The 14,923-nt window shown below is 71.0% G+C and carries 15 protein-coding genes; 6 read left to right on the forward strand and 9 right to left on the reverse strand.

The genetic code is table 11. The annotated features are described in order from the left end of the window. Positions 1-9: 9 nt before the first annotated feature. Together ABIA38_RS08080 and ABIA38_RS08085 are read left to right on the forward strand one after the other, a co-directional pair. Entirely contained in the window at positions 10-1,341 is a 1,332-nt protein-coding gene (locus ABIA38_RS08080) for a hypothetical protein (protein WP_424637764.1), read from the forward strand. Beyond that, positions 1,338-1,667, forward strand: coding sequence for an isocitrate lyase/phosphoenolpyruvate mutase family protein (locus tag ABIA38_RS08085; RefSeq protein ID WP_424637765.1), 330 nt, complete (start codon positions 1,338-1,340; stop codon positions 1,665-1,667). The genes ABIA38_RS08080 and ABIA38_RS08085 overlap by 4 nt, the downstream gene beginning before the upstream one ends. On the opposite strand, the gene ABIA38_RS08090 is transcribed toward ABIA38_RS08085, so the two are convergent. After that, positions 1,632-2,858 carry a glycosyltransferase gene (locus tag ABIA38_RS08090; protein ID WP_424637766.1) on the reverse strand — a complete coding sequence of 409 codons (1,227 nt, stop codon included), beginning with the start codon at positions 2,856-2,858 and terminating at the stop codon, positions 1,632-1,634. The two genes, ABIA38_RS08085 and ABIA38_RS08090, sit on opposite strands and share 36 nt — an antisense overlap. Positions 2,859-2,956: 98 nt before the next feature. Here ABIA38_RS08090 and ABIA38_RS08095 point away from each other — a divergent pair, with 98 nt between their 5' ends. Further along, on the forward strand, positions 2,957-3,961 hold the full coding sequence (locus ABIA38_RS08095; protein ID WP_424637767.1) for a MerR family transcriptional regulator: 1,005 nt from the start codon (positions 2,957-2,959) through the stop codon (positions 3,959-3,961). A gap of 10 nt (positions 3,962-3,971) precedes the next feature. Here ABIA38_RS08095 and ABIA38_RS08100 read toward each other — a convergent pair whose 3' ends face one another. Then, positions 3,972-4,805 (reverse strand): helix-turn-helix transcriptional regulator, encoded by an 834-nt coding sequence (locus ABIA38_RS08100; protein WP_424637768.1) that lies wholly within the window; start codon positions 4,803-4,805, stop codon positions 3,972-3,974. A 182-nt stretch (positions 4,806-4,987) separates the two neighbouring features. Here ABIA38_RS08100 and ABIA38_RS08105 point away from each other — a divergent pair, with 182 nt between their 5' ends. Next, positions 4,988-6,052, forward strand: coding sequence for an aldo/keto reductase (locus ABIA38_RS08105; protein WP_424637769.1), 1,065 nt, complete (start codon positions 4,988-4,990; stop codon positions 6,050-6,052). 81 nt (positions 6,053-6,133) lie between these two features. Here ABIA38_RS08105 and ABIA38_RS08110 read toward each other — a convergent pair whose 3' ends face one another. Both ABIA38_RS08110 and ABIA38_RS08115 read right to left on the reverse strand, forming a co-directional pair. Further along, positions 6,134-9,337 carry a lantibiotic dehydratase gene (locus ABIA38_RS08110; RefSeq protein ID WP_424637770.1) on the reverse strand — a complete coding sequence of 1,068 codons (3,204 nt, stop codon included), beginning with the start codon at positions 9,335-9,337 and terminating at the stop codon, positions 6,134-6,136. 110 nt (positions 9,338-9,447) lie between these two features. Next, positions 9,448-10,134 (reverse strand): GntR family transcriptional regulator, encoded by a 687-nt coding sequence (locus tag ABIA38_RS08115; protein WP_424637771.1) that lies wholly within the window; start codon positions 10,132-10,134, stop codon positions 9,448-9,450. 112 nt (positions 10,135-10,246) lie between these two features. On the opposite strand from ABIA38_RS08115, the gene ABIA38_RS08120 reads away from it, so the two are divergent. Then, entirely contained in the window at positions 10,247-10,786 is a 540-nt protein-coding gene (locus tag ABIA38_RS08120) for a YbhB/YbcL family Raf kinase inhibitor-like protein (RefSeq protein WP_424637772.1), read from the forward strand. 21 nt (positions 10,787-10,807) lie between these two features. After that, on the forward strand, positions 10,808-11,074 hold the full coding sequence (locus tag ABIA38_RS08125) for a fumarylacetoacetate hydrolase family protein (RefSeq protein ID WP_424637773.1): 267 nt from the start codon (positions 10,808-10,810) through the stop codon (positions 11,072-11,074). Positions 11,075-11,214: 140 nt separating this feature from the next. Here the strand turns inward: ABIA38_RS08125 and ABIA38_RS08130 are convergent, their stop codons facing one another. The 5 genes from ABIA38_RS08130 to ABIA38_RS08150 all read right to left on the reverse strand — a co-directional run bounded on the left by ABIA38_RS08130 (position 11,215) and on the right by ABIA38_RS08150 (position 14,827). Continuing rightward, on the reverse strand, positions 11,215-11,727 hold the full coding sequence (locus ABIA38_RS08130) for a DinB family protein (RefSeq protein ID WP_424637774.1): 513 nt from the start codon (positions 11,725-11,727) through the stop codon (positions 11,215-11,217). Between the two features lie 221 nt (positions 11,728-11,948). Continuing rightward, positions 11,949-12,119 (reverse strand): type II toxin-antitoxin system RelE family toxin, encoded by a 171-nt coding sequence (locus ABIA38_RS08135; RefSeq protein ID WP_424637851.1) that lies wholly within the window; start codon positions 12,117-12,119, stop codon positions 11,949-11,951. Positions 12,120-12,272: 153 nt separating this feature from the next. Continuing rightward, positions 12,273-12,734, reverse strand: coding sequence for a hypothetical protein (locus ABIA38_RS08140; protein WP_424637775.1), 462 nt, complete (start codon positions 12,732-12,734; stop codon positions 12,273-12,275). A 282-nt stretch (positions 12,735-13,016) separates the two neighbouring features. Next, on the reverse strand, positions 13,017-13,835 hold the full coding sequence (locus ABIA38_RS08145) for an NADPH-dependent F420 reductase (protein WP_424637776.1): 819 nt from the start codon (positions 13,833-13,835) through the stop codon (positions 13,017-13,019). 50 nt (positions 13,836-13,885) lie between these two features. Beyond that, positions 13,886-14,827, reverse strand: a complete 942-nt coding sequence (locus ABIA38_RS08150; protein WP_424637777.1) for a LysR family transcriptional regulator — start codon at positions 14,825-14,827, stop codon at positions 13,886-13,888. Between the last annotated feature and the right edge of the window lie 96 nt (positions 14,828-14,923).

Below are 14,923 nucleotides of genomic sequence, written 5' to 3' on the forward strand. Positions count from 1 at the left end.
GTCGGCCGCATGACGATCTCCGACCCGCCCATCCACCCGTCCCGTGTCACCGCATACGCCGACGCCCGCGCAGTGCTCGACCAACCACTGCTGGTCCCCGAACCCGCCGCCGACGCGGCGGACGCACCCGCCGGCTCACTGGCCTGGCTGCGCGCCTCCGTCGCCCGCTTCACCGGCGACGCACAGACGCACGCCCGTCGCCACGCTCACGCGAAGGCCGAGCCGGCCGGGTTGGACCCGCGCGAACTGCGCCGGGCCGCCGCCGGTTCAGCGGTCGGCGCGGATGACCGGCACACGGTCGTGCGCATCCTGGCCGAAGAGCTGGGCCTGCCGGGCCCGAACGCCGTGGCTGATGCGGTCGTGACGGTCTCCGCCGGGTACTTCGGCGACGAACTGACACCCTCCCAGGCGAAGGCCGCCGACGAGGCCGTCGCGTCGCTGCTTGCCCGGACCGCCCGGAAGGACGGCGTGGGGGACCTGGAGGCCGCCGCGCAGCGGATCGGGCTGTTGGTGCAGGCGTGCGATGCGACCGCCCGATTGGTCGAGCACGCTCGCCGGGCCGCGCTGGGCGGGCTCCCGCCAAGTAGCGCGGACGTCCTCCTCGCCGAGGTGCTGCGGCAGGACCCGCCGGTGACCGCGCTGCGCCGACGAGCGCCGGCCGACGTCCGCGTGGGCGGGCTGGACCTGCGGGCCGGGGAGGTGGTGCTGGTCGACGTCACCGCCGCACAGCACGCCCCCGCCGGCGGCGACCGGTCCGATCCGGACATCGGCGCCCATGACGATCCGGCCCCTCTCGCCTTCGGCGCGGGGCCGCACCGGTGTCCGGGCCAGGCCCAGGCACTGGCGCTCGCCGCCGGGCTGCTGGAACGGGACGACCCGGCCGCGCAGGTCACAGAGGCGGTCGCACGGGTGCTGGACCTCGCCGCGACCTGGACTGCCTGGGACGGGCAACCGCAGGCGGTGGACGACCGCGTCTACACCCCGCACAAGGCGATCCGCCGGGTCGCCGACCATCTGGTGGACCACCTCGCCGAGTTGGAGGCCCGTCTGGCCGGCCAGGAGCCGCAGCCGGACCACTGGCACGCATCGGCGACCACCACCCCGGCCGACCTCGCGCCGTTCACCACGGCGGACCTCGACGAGGCGCGCAGCCGCCTGGTCCGGCTCGGCAGGATCTGGGCCGACCGCCTCGGGGCGCTGAGCGACGCGCAGTTGGACCGCTCGCCCGGCCCGGGCTGGTCCTTCCGACTGCTCGCCGCGCACGTCGCCGGCTCGCTGGACTACTACGCCGGAGCCGTCGGCCATCTCGGCGCCGCTGCCAACCCCGAGGAGCAGATATGAGCACTGTCGGCGCTTCCGCCGCCATCGCCTTCCGCGAACTGCACCACCGCCCCGGCGCGCCGTTGTTGCTGCCGAACGCCTGGGACCACGCTTCTGCGACCGCGCTCGCCGCGGCCGGCTTCCCCGCCGTCGGTACCACCAGCCTCGGTGTCGCCGCCGCGGCCGGGCTGCCGGACGGGGCCGGCCGGACCCGTGCTGAGACGCTGCGGCTCGCGCGCCGGATCGGCGGCGAGCTCTTCCTGCTACCTACCTATGCACTTCCAGCTGTACGCGTCACGGCGTTCTCGGTGTCATCCGTCGCAGGCAACGTCGATGCGGGCCAGTAGCGCGGCGGTGCCGTCCTCTGTGACGATGCGGTGGGCGAGTTCGACCGCTCGTTGCCGGTGGGTCGGATCGGCCGTGCAGGCGGTGATTGCCTCGGCGAGGGCTTCGGCGGTGAGTTCGTGGAACGGCAGGGGGCGCGGGGCGACTCCCAGCCGGTGCAGCCGGGCCGCCCAGAACGGCTGGTCGGCCATGACGGGTACCGGCACGGCGGGCACCCCGGCGCGCAGTCCGGCCCCGGTGGTGCCCGCTCCGGCGTGGTGGACGACGGCGGCCGTGCGCGGGAACAGCCAGTCGTGTGGGAGGTCGCCGATCGCCAGGATGTCGTCGCCGACCGCGCTCAGGCCGGCCCACCCCGCCTGCACCACCGCGCGCGCCCCCGCCCGGGCCACTGCCGCGGCCACCAGCTCGCCCAGGCGTTCGCCCTGGCCCGGTGCCATGCTGCCGAATCCGATGAACACCGGGGGCGGACCGGCCCGGAGGAAGTCGACCAGGTCGGCCGGGGGCCGCCAACCTCGCGGCCGGGCAGGCCACCAGTAACCCGCCACCTCGACCTCGGACGGCCAGTCCGCCGGGCGCGGTACCACCCGTGGACTGAAGCCGTGGAAGACCGGCCGGATCCGTCCCGATCGCACCGACGCCACGGCGGCGGGCACGGCGGGCAACCCGAGCCGGGCGCGCAGCCGCGTCACGACCCCTTCCTGGAGCGTTCCGGCCCGCGCCAACAGCGCCCGGCCCGCAGCGAGGTTGCCGTCCGGCCCGAGGTCGTCGGCGCCCGGCCCGCCGGGCAGCGGGAACTCCCGCGTGGCAAAGGCCGGCGCGAGGTAGGTACCGATGACCGGGACGGCGAACGCCTCGCCGGCCGCCCGGCTCACGGATGCGGGGCCGAACGCGGTGAGCACCAGATCGGCGCCCTCCGCCACGGCCGCCACCACCCCGTCCGCCAACCGGTCCAGGAACGCAGAGGTCACCGCCCGCACCGCCTCCGGTGACGTCGCCAGAGCGCGGGCGCGGATCAACTCCTGCGGATCCCCCGGCAGAAGCCGGTGGTCGAGGCCGCACCCGGCGACGAGTCCGGCAAAGGGCGGGTGCGCGGCCACGGCGACCCGATGCCCGGCGTCCAGCAGACGCCGCCCCAGACCCGTGAACGGTGCGACGTCGCCGCGCGAACCGGCGGTGACGATCAGAATCCGCATGTGATGATCCTCCTCGGCGAGTGCCGCCCCGGGCGCACCGGAAGGCGGCGGTCGCCGTGGACGCTAACGGCTCCTGCGCGGTGGAGGTTCAACCAGCTGTGACGCACGGCACGCACGGCGAGAACACACAGGGCGAGCACACACAGAGCGAAAACACGGTGGGCATCGGCGAGTTGGCCGCGCGCACCGGGCTGCCGGTGAAGACCGTCCGCTACTACTCCGACATCGGGCTGCTGCCCGAGAGCGCACGCAGCCGAGGCGGTCACCGCAGATACGCCGCGAACGCCCTGCCCCGGCTCCGCCTGATTCAGCGCCTCCGCGCGCTCGACACCCCGATCGCCGTAATCGCCGCAGTGATGACGGGAGAACACTCCCTGGCCGACCTCGTCACCCGCGAACTGGACACCGTCCAGGCGCACATGCGTGAGCTGACGTGGCGCCGGGGGCTACTGCGGGCGCTGGACGACTGCCCCGAGCCGGAACGGCTTCGCCGCCTCGCACTGCTCGCCGAGGTGGGCAGGCTCGACGAGGCCCACGACCGCCTGGTCCGGTACTGGCACTGGGCGCTCCCGACCGACTTGCCACACCGCCTGACCCGGGCCGTCATCGAAGGCGCGGTGCCCGAACCGCCGGCCACCCCGACCGGCACGACCACCCTCGCCTACGCCGAACTCCACGCCCTGACCGGCAAAGACGACCGGCGCCGCCAACCGCAGAGCCACCAGGTCGGCGACGTCGCGTCGTTCTACTCCGGCATCATGGACGCCTGCACCCTGGCCGCCGAGGCCCTGGCCGCCGACTGCCCGGCCCAACGCGCCGAGGCCCTCGACCACTTCGTACGCACCTACGCCCGCATCGGCGGCCACGACGACACCCCGGCGTTCCGCGCACACCTGCGCACCCGATTCCGCCACGCGGCGCACCACGACGCGTTCCCGCTGCGCTACTGGCGACACGTCCTCGCCGTCACCGGCGAAACCCCGCCCCGATCCACCGTCACCGGCCCGGGACACCTCGCCGCTTCCCTCGCCACCCTGCACCAACAAGTCGCCGGCCTCCCCCTGGCCGCAGAGCGCCGGAATACCGAAGAAACGCCACAATGACGGTTCGACGTCACCGCGCGCACAACCGGTCCAATGCCGACTGGCTCTCATCGTCCGCCGCACGGCAGATCATCAACCGTTGGTCCGGATCCTGAAGTGGCATGAGCACTTCGAAATGCACGGCGATCCCACCGACGTCGGGATGCCGCATCACCTTGCGCCCGCGCCCGTTGACCATGATCTCCCGCTCGGCCCACAGTCGCGCGAATTCCTGGTCCCCGGTGGTGAGTTCGGCGATGAGGTCGGTCAATGCCCGATCCTCCGGATGCGCGGCCCACGCAGCGCGCAGGTGGGCGACCCCCTCCCGCACGACACGTTCGCGGTCGACATACAAGTCGCGCATCTCCGGATGCATCAGGCACAACCACATCGCATTGCGCTGCGCCGGCGGCAGGGTGTCGAAATCCAGTAGCAGCCTCGCCATCTCGCCGTTCCAGGCCAGGATGTCGTAGCGGTGGTTCATCAACATGGCCGGCAGCGGCGACAGGTCGGCGACCAGCCGGGCCAGCGGCGGCGCCGCACTGGTGGCGGGCCGGTCGGCGCTGCGCGGCCGCTGCCGGGCCAGGTCGAAGAGGTAGGCACGCTCGTCGGGGGCCAGGCGCAGCGCCCGGGCCAGCGCCTCGACCACGTCCGCCGAGGGCCGCAGCCCGCGGGCCTGTTCCAGCCGCACGACGTAGTCGATGCTGATCCCGGCCAGTTCGGCGACCTCTTCGCGGCGCAGTCCCGGGGTCCGCCGGGACTGCCGGCGCGACGGCAGGTCGAAATCGTGCGGGTCCAGGCGTTCGCGCCGGGTCCGCAGGAACGCGGCCAGCTCGTGTGTCGGGTCCACGGTGCGACTCGTCATGCCCGGTCCAACAGCCAGGGTAGGACCGGTGTTCCCAGGAAGTTCCTTCCCTTACCCCCGGCTCGCGACGGCCGCAGCCTGGTGTCACTGGTTCTCGACAACGAATCACAAGCAACGGATCACAAGCAATGGATCACACGCAACGGATCACACGCAACGGATCACACGCACAGGAGGACACGATGTCGCTCACCCTCGATACCTTCCGACTGCTGGGCCGCTCCGGGCTGCGGGTCTCGCCGCTGGCACTGGGCGCGGCAACGTTCGGCACCGAGTGGGGCTGGGGCGCCGAACAGGACGAGGCGCGCAAGCTGTTCGACCTCTACGTCGAGCGCGGCGGCAACTTCATCGACACCGCCAACACGTACACCGATGGCAGCTCCGAGCGCCTGCTGGGCGAATTCACCCGCGACAACCGCGAAAGCCTGGTGCTGGCCACGAAATACACCACCCTGCGCCGGCCCGGCGACCCGAACTCCGGGGGCCCACACCGCAAGAGCCTGTTCGCATCGGTGGAAGCCAGTCTGCGCCGGCTGCAGACGGACTACCTCGATCTGCTCTACCTGCACGTGTGGGACTTCACGACACCGGTCGAGGAGATCCTGCGCGGCATGGACGATCTGGTACGGCAGGGCAAGGTCTTGTACGTGGCGATCTCCAACGCCCCGGCCTGGCAGGTGTCCCGCATGCAGGCGATCGCCGACCTGCGTGGCTGGTCGCCGCTGGTCGCGCTGCAGATCGAGTACAACCTGATCGAGCGCACCGGGGAACGTGACCTGATCCCGATGGCACGCGAAATGGGGTTGGGCGTGGTGCCGTACTCGCCACTGGCCGGCGGGGTACTCACCGGCAAGTACAGCCGCGCCGACCTGACCGCGCCGAACGCCCCGGTCGACGACGGCACCCGTAAGAACTTCAACCTCGCCAACGGCGGACTCACCGAACGCAACCTGGACATCGCCGATGTCGTACGGGAGGTCGCCACGGAGCTGGACCGCAGCACCGCCCAGGTCGGGCTGGCCTGGACGCTACAGAACCCGGATGTGACCGCATCGCTCATCGGCGCCCGCACCCTCGCGCAGCTGGAGGACAATCTGGGCGCCCTGGAGATCACCTTCACCGCCTCCCAACTGGCCCGCCTCGACGAAGCCGGCGCGATCGAACTCGGCTTCCCGCACGACCTGCTCGCCGGCGACCGGATGCGCGCGGCGACCCGCGGCGACCTGAAGATCGAAACCCGCCGCTGAGCCGACCCCCGATCGAGCCCCGATCGACCCCCGATCGAGCCCCGAGGGCGGCGCCGGCGCCGTCCTCGGGACGATCATGCGTCAACGGTGGCAGCCGGTCGGTCGGCCCGGCTGCCGGTGGGAGCCCTCCTGGCGGGCAAGCCAGGACAGGGCGGCGGAGCGGGCGAGGCGTCGGCAGGTGTGTTCGCAGTCCTCGTCGATGCCGAAGACACGGTTGTGGTGCATGTGCAGCAGGGCCGGCGTGACCGATTCCGGGGTGATCTGCCCGGTGGCGTGGAGGAGTTCGCGGTAGGCAGCGAGCGCCGCACGACGTCGTGCCCAGCGCGCGACCACCTCCGCGCCGCCCGGTATCGCCCGCAGTGCGGCGTGGTCCTCGCGTGGATCGGCCAGCCGGATCGCCTCGTCGTGGACGCTTCGGGCGGACGCGGGCGACGAGGTCCGGTCCAGGGTCTCGACGAGCCCACGCATACCCGCACCGGTGTCGCCGCTGAAGGAGGTGACGAGATCGACGAATCCGGCTGCCGTCAGCGCCTGTGGATCCGTCCCCCGGACGCCGAGTTGGACGAGAGCCGCCGCCGAGTCGGCGGCGAACACCTCCTCCGCCGCGGCCATCGCCGCGCCGGGACCGTAGCGGCCGACCTCGGGATGGTAGGTGTCCCATTGCATGCCGCCGAGCAACCCGAGCGCACGCAGGTCCGCGACCCAGTCGCCGACGCGACGGGCGGTCGGGCCGAAGACGTCGGTATCGGCGTCGGCATCGGCGTCGGCATCGACGCCGGCATCGCGGAGCCGGATCCAGAGACGCAGATGCGGATGCGGGCCGCTGGAGCGGACGAACCACCACCGGGGCGCGACATCCCAGCGCGCCCACAGGGCCGGCAGGTGGGCAGTGAGGATTTCGGTCTGGCGGTCCGGGTGTCCGTACAGCTTCGCGTACGCCCACGCCGACCCCGACGCTCCCGGAAGGTGCCCGGGGCCGCCGATGATCACGGGCCCGGGCCCGTGCCCGTGGTTGGAACGCCGCGCAGTGGGTTGGCGTACGGCAGCGAGCGCAAGCGCGATCTCGTGCGGGCGTCCGTCGCACCAGCCGTACGCGGAGGTGTCGGGCGCCTCGTCGAGCGTGGCGTGCCCGACCCGGTTCAGGTGCTCGCGCAGGAGTTGCGCGTGCGCCTTCTCGGTCAGGTCCAGGCGCAGGCGTTGATCGGCGTCGCCGAGCCGGACCGTCTCGGGCGCACGGAACCGGGCCCGCCAGGCGGTCAGGGTCCGGGTCCACTGCTCCCAGGAGGCGTCCGGTGCGGCGAGGTCGCGCGCCTCCAGGCGCCATCGAGCGGTCGAGACGACGACCCGGCCGTGACGCAGGCGCGGCAGGAAGGGCAGTTTGCGCGCCGCTCCCCAGTGGAACGCGGCCAGTTGGGTATGCGCGCGGGGAAGCTCGTAGAGGAAGCGCGCCAGCGGATGCGCGATATTGGTCAGCTTCACGGCGTCGACCGCCGTGGGTTCCAGCACGCGCCCGTCGGTCGAGGACAGCAGATACATGCGATCCGCGTCGGCGCGGACGGCAAGATCGCGCAACGCCAACCCCGTTCCGGGGGTGGCGTGTTCGGCAAGCGAGATCACCTGCGGCAGCACGGCCGGCGTACGGCCGACGTTCTCGTTGACGACCCGGAGCGGCGGACTGGATATCTGCACCCGCAACGCACCGGGCTCACCGCTGGGCAGATCGGCGTAAATCCCGGTCATCCGCTCGCGATCGACCGCATCGAGGAGATCGAGGAAGCGGCCCGCAGCGGCGCCGGCCGCCGCAGACGCACCCGCCACGACGAGATCGAAACGCCCCAGGTCCAGTTCGGTACGGCTGCGGGCCTCGATGCGGAAGCACAGTTCGATGTCGGCCGGAGGGCTCGGCGCGGCGCCGCCGGGTCCGCCCAGATCCGCGAACGCCCGTTCGTCGAGGGCGATTTCGTCAACAGCATCGAACGCCGCTCGTTGCGCCCAGGACAACAACCGCTCGTCGCGCGCGGACAGTCGCGACGCGGGACGTTCGCGCCGGGAGGAACGATAGCCGGCGGGATAGCCCAAACCGACGTCCGCATCGACCACTTCCCGCAAGGGAACCGCACCGCCGATGCCGTAGCGCTCCAGAAACGCCGCGTGGTACGCACGCCAGGCCAGACTCCCCGGCGAAGGTGCGCCCAGCCGCGCCAGAGTATCCGCCGCCTCCTCCGCCACCCGGCCGACCACCGCCGGCAGGACCAACGAGGAGTCCACCCGCAGATCCACACACAGCGGCTGCTCCACCACATCCGACAACGCACGCATCTCCCGACGCAGATCCGTACGCATCCTCCGACGCGCGCCCGGAGCCGCCTGCTCATGACGCAGCAACTCCCCATGAATCCCACGTAGTTGCCGAGCCAAGGCCGCCGCGCCGGTATCCCTCTCGGCGCCCACCGCCGCCAACAGGTCGACCACGTGGCCGGTGGCATCGGTGACCGTCATCGGCGCACGCAACCCCGTCAGCAACACCCGCAGCGCCACCAACTCGCCCACGAGCGTGTCCCGCACCGACGCGGGCGTATCGGGATACTCGGCCGCGAGCCGCGCACGCAGATCCGCGACGAGGATCGGCGTCCGCGCCGCGCGAAGAACCGACTCGACAGCGCGGGTGTGCCGCATGGTCACATCCGCCGGGCCCACATCGGCACGCACGGCCTGCCGAAACGGCAACACCAACTTCCCGCCACGAACGATGTGGGTCGGATCGGCGACAACCTCGATCCGGTCCAACAACTCCGGACACGCCTCGAGCCGACCAACCACGTCCGCAAGCCACGTGGCATCCGCACGCGCCACAGGACGGTGCTCCGAGCCCACGCGCAGGGTCACGGCCGACCCGAAACGAACCGGCGCCACACCGGCGAACAGACCGAACGGCGTGGCCCGATACCGCATCCGCAGCAGATACCTCACCAGCGACACCACAACCCGCCGCACCTGCCGAGGCGAGGCATCACCTCCCCCGCACAGCGCAACAATCCGCGCAGCCAAGACCGGGCTCGCCAATTCCACCGCCTCGGCAACCGCCTCCTGCGCCCACGCCCGCTTCACCCAGTCCCGCCAACACTCCACATCCGCAGGGCTGTTGCCATCCAGATCCGGCCACGGCGGCACCTGCCACCCACCCGGATACGCGGCAAACCGCACAAGCGCCGCATCGACGTACCGGTACACCCCCAGCACCCCCAAGTCCCCCTCATCCCCCAGGTCCCCCAGGTCCCCCACCACAAAGCCCAATCCACACCCACCGACTCGACGCCAAGCAAACCAGCACGAACCGCGCCAGGGAACGGACCTGTCCGAAACACGGCGGCGGGCGGCCCGGGGTCGGCCGGGCGTCAGGCGTGCGGTTCGTCGGTGTCCAGGGTCATGCCCGACGTGGCGCTCATCATGCGGCGCAGGACGGTGTCGGCCCGCTCGCCGTCGCGAGCCATGACCGCGTCGAGCAGGTCACGGTGTGCTGCGTGACCCGCCGGGTCGGTCGCCCACCGACGCGCGTCCTCCGGCGTGGGTCGGCTCCAGCGCCGGTACAGTTCGGCCTCCTCCCGCAGGGACGCGGCGAGGTCGCGCAGCCGGGGGTTGGCGCAGCCGGCCAGAAGCGCGGTGTGGAAGTCGGCGTGGGCAATCAGCCAGTCCTCGTCGGGCTGGTCGCCGTCGCCGAGTGGGGTCTGCTCGAACGTGTGATGGGCGGCCAGTACGCGGGCCTGCCACGCGAGGTCGCCCTCGTCGATGGCGCGGCTCAGGGCGAGGGATTCGATCTCGGTGCGGGCATCGGTCAGGTCGGCCAGCCCACGGGCGGTGACGTCGGTGACCCGGAACCCGAGGTGTGCTTCGGAATCCACCAGGTTCCTGGCGACCAGCTTGAGCAATGCCTCGCGCACTGCGCCGGTGCTCACCCCGTAACGCTCGCTGAGCTCAGGGAACTTCAGCCGCTGCCCGGGCCGAAGCCTGCCGCCCAGAATGTCGGCCCGGATGCGATCGTGCGCCGCCTCGCTGCGGGTCTGCTGCCCGGTTCCTCTCGCCACGGGACGGATCCTACAACATTCGACAGATGGCGAAACTTTTAAAAGTATGGTTGAGTATTGAAAGTCAGCAGGCGCCTGGCACTGCGCCTGGCATTACCAACCGGAGGACCCGATGACCAGCCCGTATGACACCCTGCCCGCCGTTCCCGGCTTCTCGGTCACCAGCGCGGACGTCACCGACGGGGCGCAGCTGCCGCCGGCGCAGTTCGCCGCCGCAAGTGGCGTCGCCGGGGCCGAGGACCGCTCCCCGCAACTGTCATGGAGCGGCTTCCCGGCCGCCACCCGCAGCTTCGTCGTCACGATGTACGACCCGGACGCCCCGACCCCGTCCGGCTTCTGGCACTGGGCGGTGGCCGACCTCGCCGCCGACACGACGTCCCTCGACACCGGCGCCGGCACACCCGGCGCCGGCAAGCTGCCGGACGGCGCGTTCCACATCCCCAACGACGTCCGCGCGACCACCTACGTCGGCGCCGCGCCGCCGCCGGGAACCGGCAAGCACCGCTACTACATCGCCATCAACGCCCTCGACATACCGTCGGTGACCACCCTCGGCATCACCCCGGACTCAACCCCGGCCGCCCTCGGCTTCCTCATCGCCGGACACACCCTCGCCCGAGCCGTCCTGGTGGCGTGGGCCGAGGGCGAATAGGGCCCGGTATTCCCCCGCCGCGTGCGCCGTCACCACACCGGAGGCAGCGCTCGCGGCCCGGCTCCCCTTGAACCCAATCGCAGTGGAGCTTGTTGCGTTCGAATTTCCGGGGGAGTCGGAGGCGCCGACGATCTGCCCGGCGACGTAATCGCAACCGGCACCACAGCCGGCGTCGGCGTGGCCATGACCCCACCGCAGTACCTCCGGCCCGGAGACGTCGTCGCGGTCGAGATCGAGTCCATCGGCGTGCTCCGCACCCCCATCGTCAAACCTGACGAATACCGCTAGCAGGCACCGATCAGCCGGACTCCACAGCGCACCCACGAGTCACCCGGACCGACCGTCCCAAAGCCGCCCGGCGAATCGTCACGCCCGAACCGGCCGCTGTCATCGATCGATCCACACGGAACAGGGGGCATGACCCGGCGCTAAAGCCCGGTGCTGCCGTCGATACGTTCCCGAAGCAGGTCGGCGTGACCGTTATGACGGGCATACTCCTCGATCATGTGAACGTAGATCCAGCGGAGGCTGACGTCCTGCTCCATGAGGCGACCGGTATCGGTAAGAGCATGGCCGTCGCAGTACGTGCGGGCGCGAGCGATCTCCGCATGCCAGGTGGTGAGCGCGTCGCGCAAAGTGGCACCCTCGGCCAGCTCGAAACCGCCGTCGGGACCACGCGGATCGGTCTGCGTACCGTAGATGGGCGGGACCTGTTCCCCGGCCAACACGCGGCGGAACCAGTTCCGTTCCACCTCCGCCATGTGCTGGACGAGACCGGTCAACGTCAATCCGGACGGCAGCACGGACGCAACGGCGGCCTGCTCGTCGTCCAAACCCGCGCACTTCATGGCAAGTGTGGCGCGGTGAAAGTCGAGCCAGCTTTCAAGCGTGGTGCGCTCGTCGGCGTTCAGAGGCGGGATGGGACGTTCGATGGCACTCACCAACCGATTATCACCGGCAACCGAGGCCGCCGACAGCAAATCCCCACAACAGCACGAGTGTTGCCCGACACGCCACTGGCCACGGCAACAGCAACCGACACCGTGAACCGGCCCGCGGTTCCTACGTCGAACGTCGCGCGCAGACAGAGAGGAGAAACCAACCAGTCTCACGGGCAGCTGGGTAGGCAGTGTCAGGCGCAGGCCGGACCGCGCCGCCTGATTCAGCCGAGGCGGCCGATGAGGATGACGACGATGGTCAGGGTGGTGTCGGTGATCTCGTACATCAACCGGTACCGGCCGACGCGCATGCGGCGCAGGTCAGGGGGGCCGTACTCGAAGGTGCCCTCGGGTCGGGGGTCGTTGGCTTGATTGATGACCTTGCGGTGGTTGATCGGCCTGCGCCCGTCCTCCCGGCGGAACGGGCCTCGGACCCCCTGGTCAGGGGATCCGAGGCCCGCGTTTCGGTGCTTCGCGGGGCCGTTGGTGGAGCGACCTTCGGTCCGCGTTTTGTTAACTCGATCTCGCCGTCTCGGTGGGAGAACGGGTCAGCAGGTGATCGGTACGTTGATGCTTACCGGTGTCGTCGACCAATCGGGGGCGGACGAGACGGTGAATGTGCCGTGTAGGACCGAGCCGCACGGGACCGTGCCGTCGAGGCTGTACACCTTCTCCGCGGCGCCCGTGTAGCGCAGGTTGCGCTGTGCCAGGCCGAGGGACGGGCCGCCGACGATGTTGCCGGTCAGCGTGGTCTGCAGGTACTTGAGCTGGGGCGGCGGGCCGCCGGGCGAGGGTGAAGTCGCCATGATCCGGCCGAAGATGCGGACATCGCCGCCGGTGATCTCGACGCATACGTCGGTTTGCAGGCCGACCTGAATGCCGGGTATTCCACACGAAACGGTGGTGGCGACCGCATCGGTGGCCGTGGTCGGGGAGGCGGCGAACGTGGGAGCGGCGTTGACGGCCGTCAGGCACGCGGCGCCGATCAGGGTCAGGGCTAAGCGCTTCATCGAAGTTCTCCTTGGTGCCGGGGAATGGAGATTGGAGATTGGAGATTGGGCATGCGCATGCGCATGCGCATGCCCGCGGCGAGGTGTGACATTGCACATCTCGCTGCTCTCCAGCCTCCCCGGCCCCGCGTCACTTGTTAAGCCCCTCTGCCTGAAGATTGTGTGACTTGGACAACAACCACACGAGTCACATCGGTCGCACAGGCCCCTTGCTTACCGCACCCCGCAGATCGTCCGCCCGGCCGCGCCCCCGGCACTACTGGCGCGGCCGGGCGGAACGGCCTACCCCCGGAACGCCTCCGTGCGTTCCCGGTCGGCCTCGGCCAAAGCCTTGGTGACCGCGTCGACACCGGCGCGGAGGCCGTAGACCGGTGTACCGGGCTGCTGGCGCCAGGAGTCGTCCAGGCCTCCCGCGTCCACGGAGTCGAAGCCGAGTTGGTCGATCAGTGTGCGCACGGTCTGCTTCGCCGACTCGTCGTCGCCCGCCACCGGCAGGGCCTGCCGGTCGGGATGGCCGGCCGGGAGGGGGCGCTCCAGGAGGTCCTCGGCGAAGGTGCCGTTGAAGGCCTTGATCACCGGGTGGCCCAGGTGCCGCTCGGTCCAGCGGCTTTCGGTCAGGCCCTCGTCCTCGATGGCGGCGATTCGGCCGTCGCGCTGCTGCGGGTAGTAGTTGTTGGTGTCGATCACGGTGAACCCGTCGGCGGCTCCGTCGAAGAGGCCGGCCGGTAGGTTCGGGACGTTCTTCAGCGGGATCGTCACCACGACGATCTCCGCGCCTCGGGCCGCCTCGGCCACGGTGACGGGCGTGGCGCCGGTCTCCTCGGCGAGGGCCGTCAGGGTCTCGGGGCCACGGGAGTTCGCGATGGACACCTCGTGTCCGATGGCGGTGAGCCGGCGGGTGAGGTTGCCGCCGATGTTGCCGGCGCCGATGATGCCAATCTTCATGAGCTCTCCTGTGTGTGCGGAATCCGGGGGTGGGTGATGGGTGATGGAAGTCCGATGTCGGGTGGCGGGCATCCGCTGTTGTCTATGCCCCGAACCCCGCCGAGCCGCACGGCATTCCGCGATCGCCGCCGGCGCCGACACATATCGGCGCGGCATCCGCCAAAGGTCCACACACGTCCGCCACACCACCCGCCGGCCGGCCGGCGTCAGCGTCCCTCCCAGCCGTCGTGATCCGCTCCTCCGCCGACGACGACGGCAGCGGCAGCGGAGCGGCGCCGCAAAAGTTCCGTTGTCACGGCAAGCGGCGGCCAGTTCAGGCGGCCGTGGCGGGCGACGGCGTATGCGCGCAGTCGGACGTCCGGCGCGGTGAGCGGGACCAGCCGGACGCCCGGGAACGTGTCGGTGCCCAGCGGGAGCAGGCCGACGCCGAGGCCGGCCGCGATCATCCCCTGCACCAGGTCGAGGCTGTCCGCCTGGTGGGTGATGCGCGGGCTGAATCCCACCATCGAGGCGAGCGTGCGGATCACCGTCTCGTCGGCGGTGTTGCGGGAGTTGACGATCCAGTCGTGGGCGTCGAAGCGGGCGAAGACCTTCGGTGTCGTCCCGGTACGGACGTCCGCGTCGGCCGGTACGCCCAGGCCCCAGCGCGCGGTCCACAACGCGGTGGCGCGTAGGGTCGGGTCCTCGGCGGCGGGCGCCAGGTTGTAGTCGTAGGTCAGCGCCAGGTCCGTGGCGTCCTCGGCCAGGAGAGCCAGTGCCTCGGCCGGTTCGTGCTCGCGGATCAGCACGCGTACGCGCGGATGGCTGGTGGCGAGTTCGGTGACCACGGGCAGTAGATAGGCCCGGATCGCGGTGGCGAACCCGGCGATCCGCAGCGTGCCGTTGGGCTCCGCGCCCGGGGACAGGTCGTGCTGCGCCGCCTCGACGGCGGCGAGGATGGTCACGGCGTGCTCGGCCAGTCGGCGTCCCGCCGGGGTGAGGCGGACCAGGCGTCCGTGCGGCTCGATCAGGGCGGTGCCCAGGTCTCGGGCCAGGGCCGCGATCTGCTGCGAGACCGTCGACGTGGTGGTGCCCAGTACGTCCGCGACCGCGCGCATGGAACCCAGCCGGGCCAACTCCACCAGCACCTGCAGCCGTCGGGTCTCCATCCGCTCATTGTCCCGTCCTGTCCGGTCCTCGTCCGGCATACGTCATCCGGGATACGTCATCCGGGATACGTCATCCGGGATTCATCGTCCAGGAAT

This window comes from Embleya sp. AB8 (assembly GCF_049739465.1).
In the GTDB taxonomy this organism is placed as follows: domain Bacteria; phylum Actinomycetota; class Actinomycetes; order Streptomycetales; family Streptomycetaceae; genus Embleya.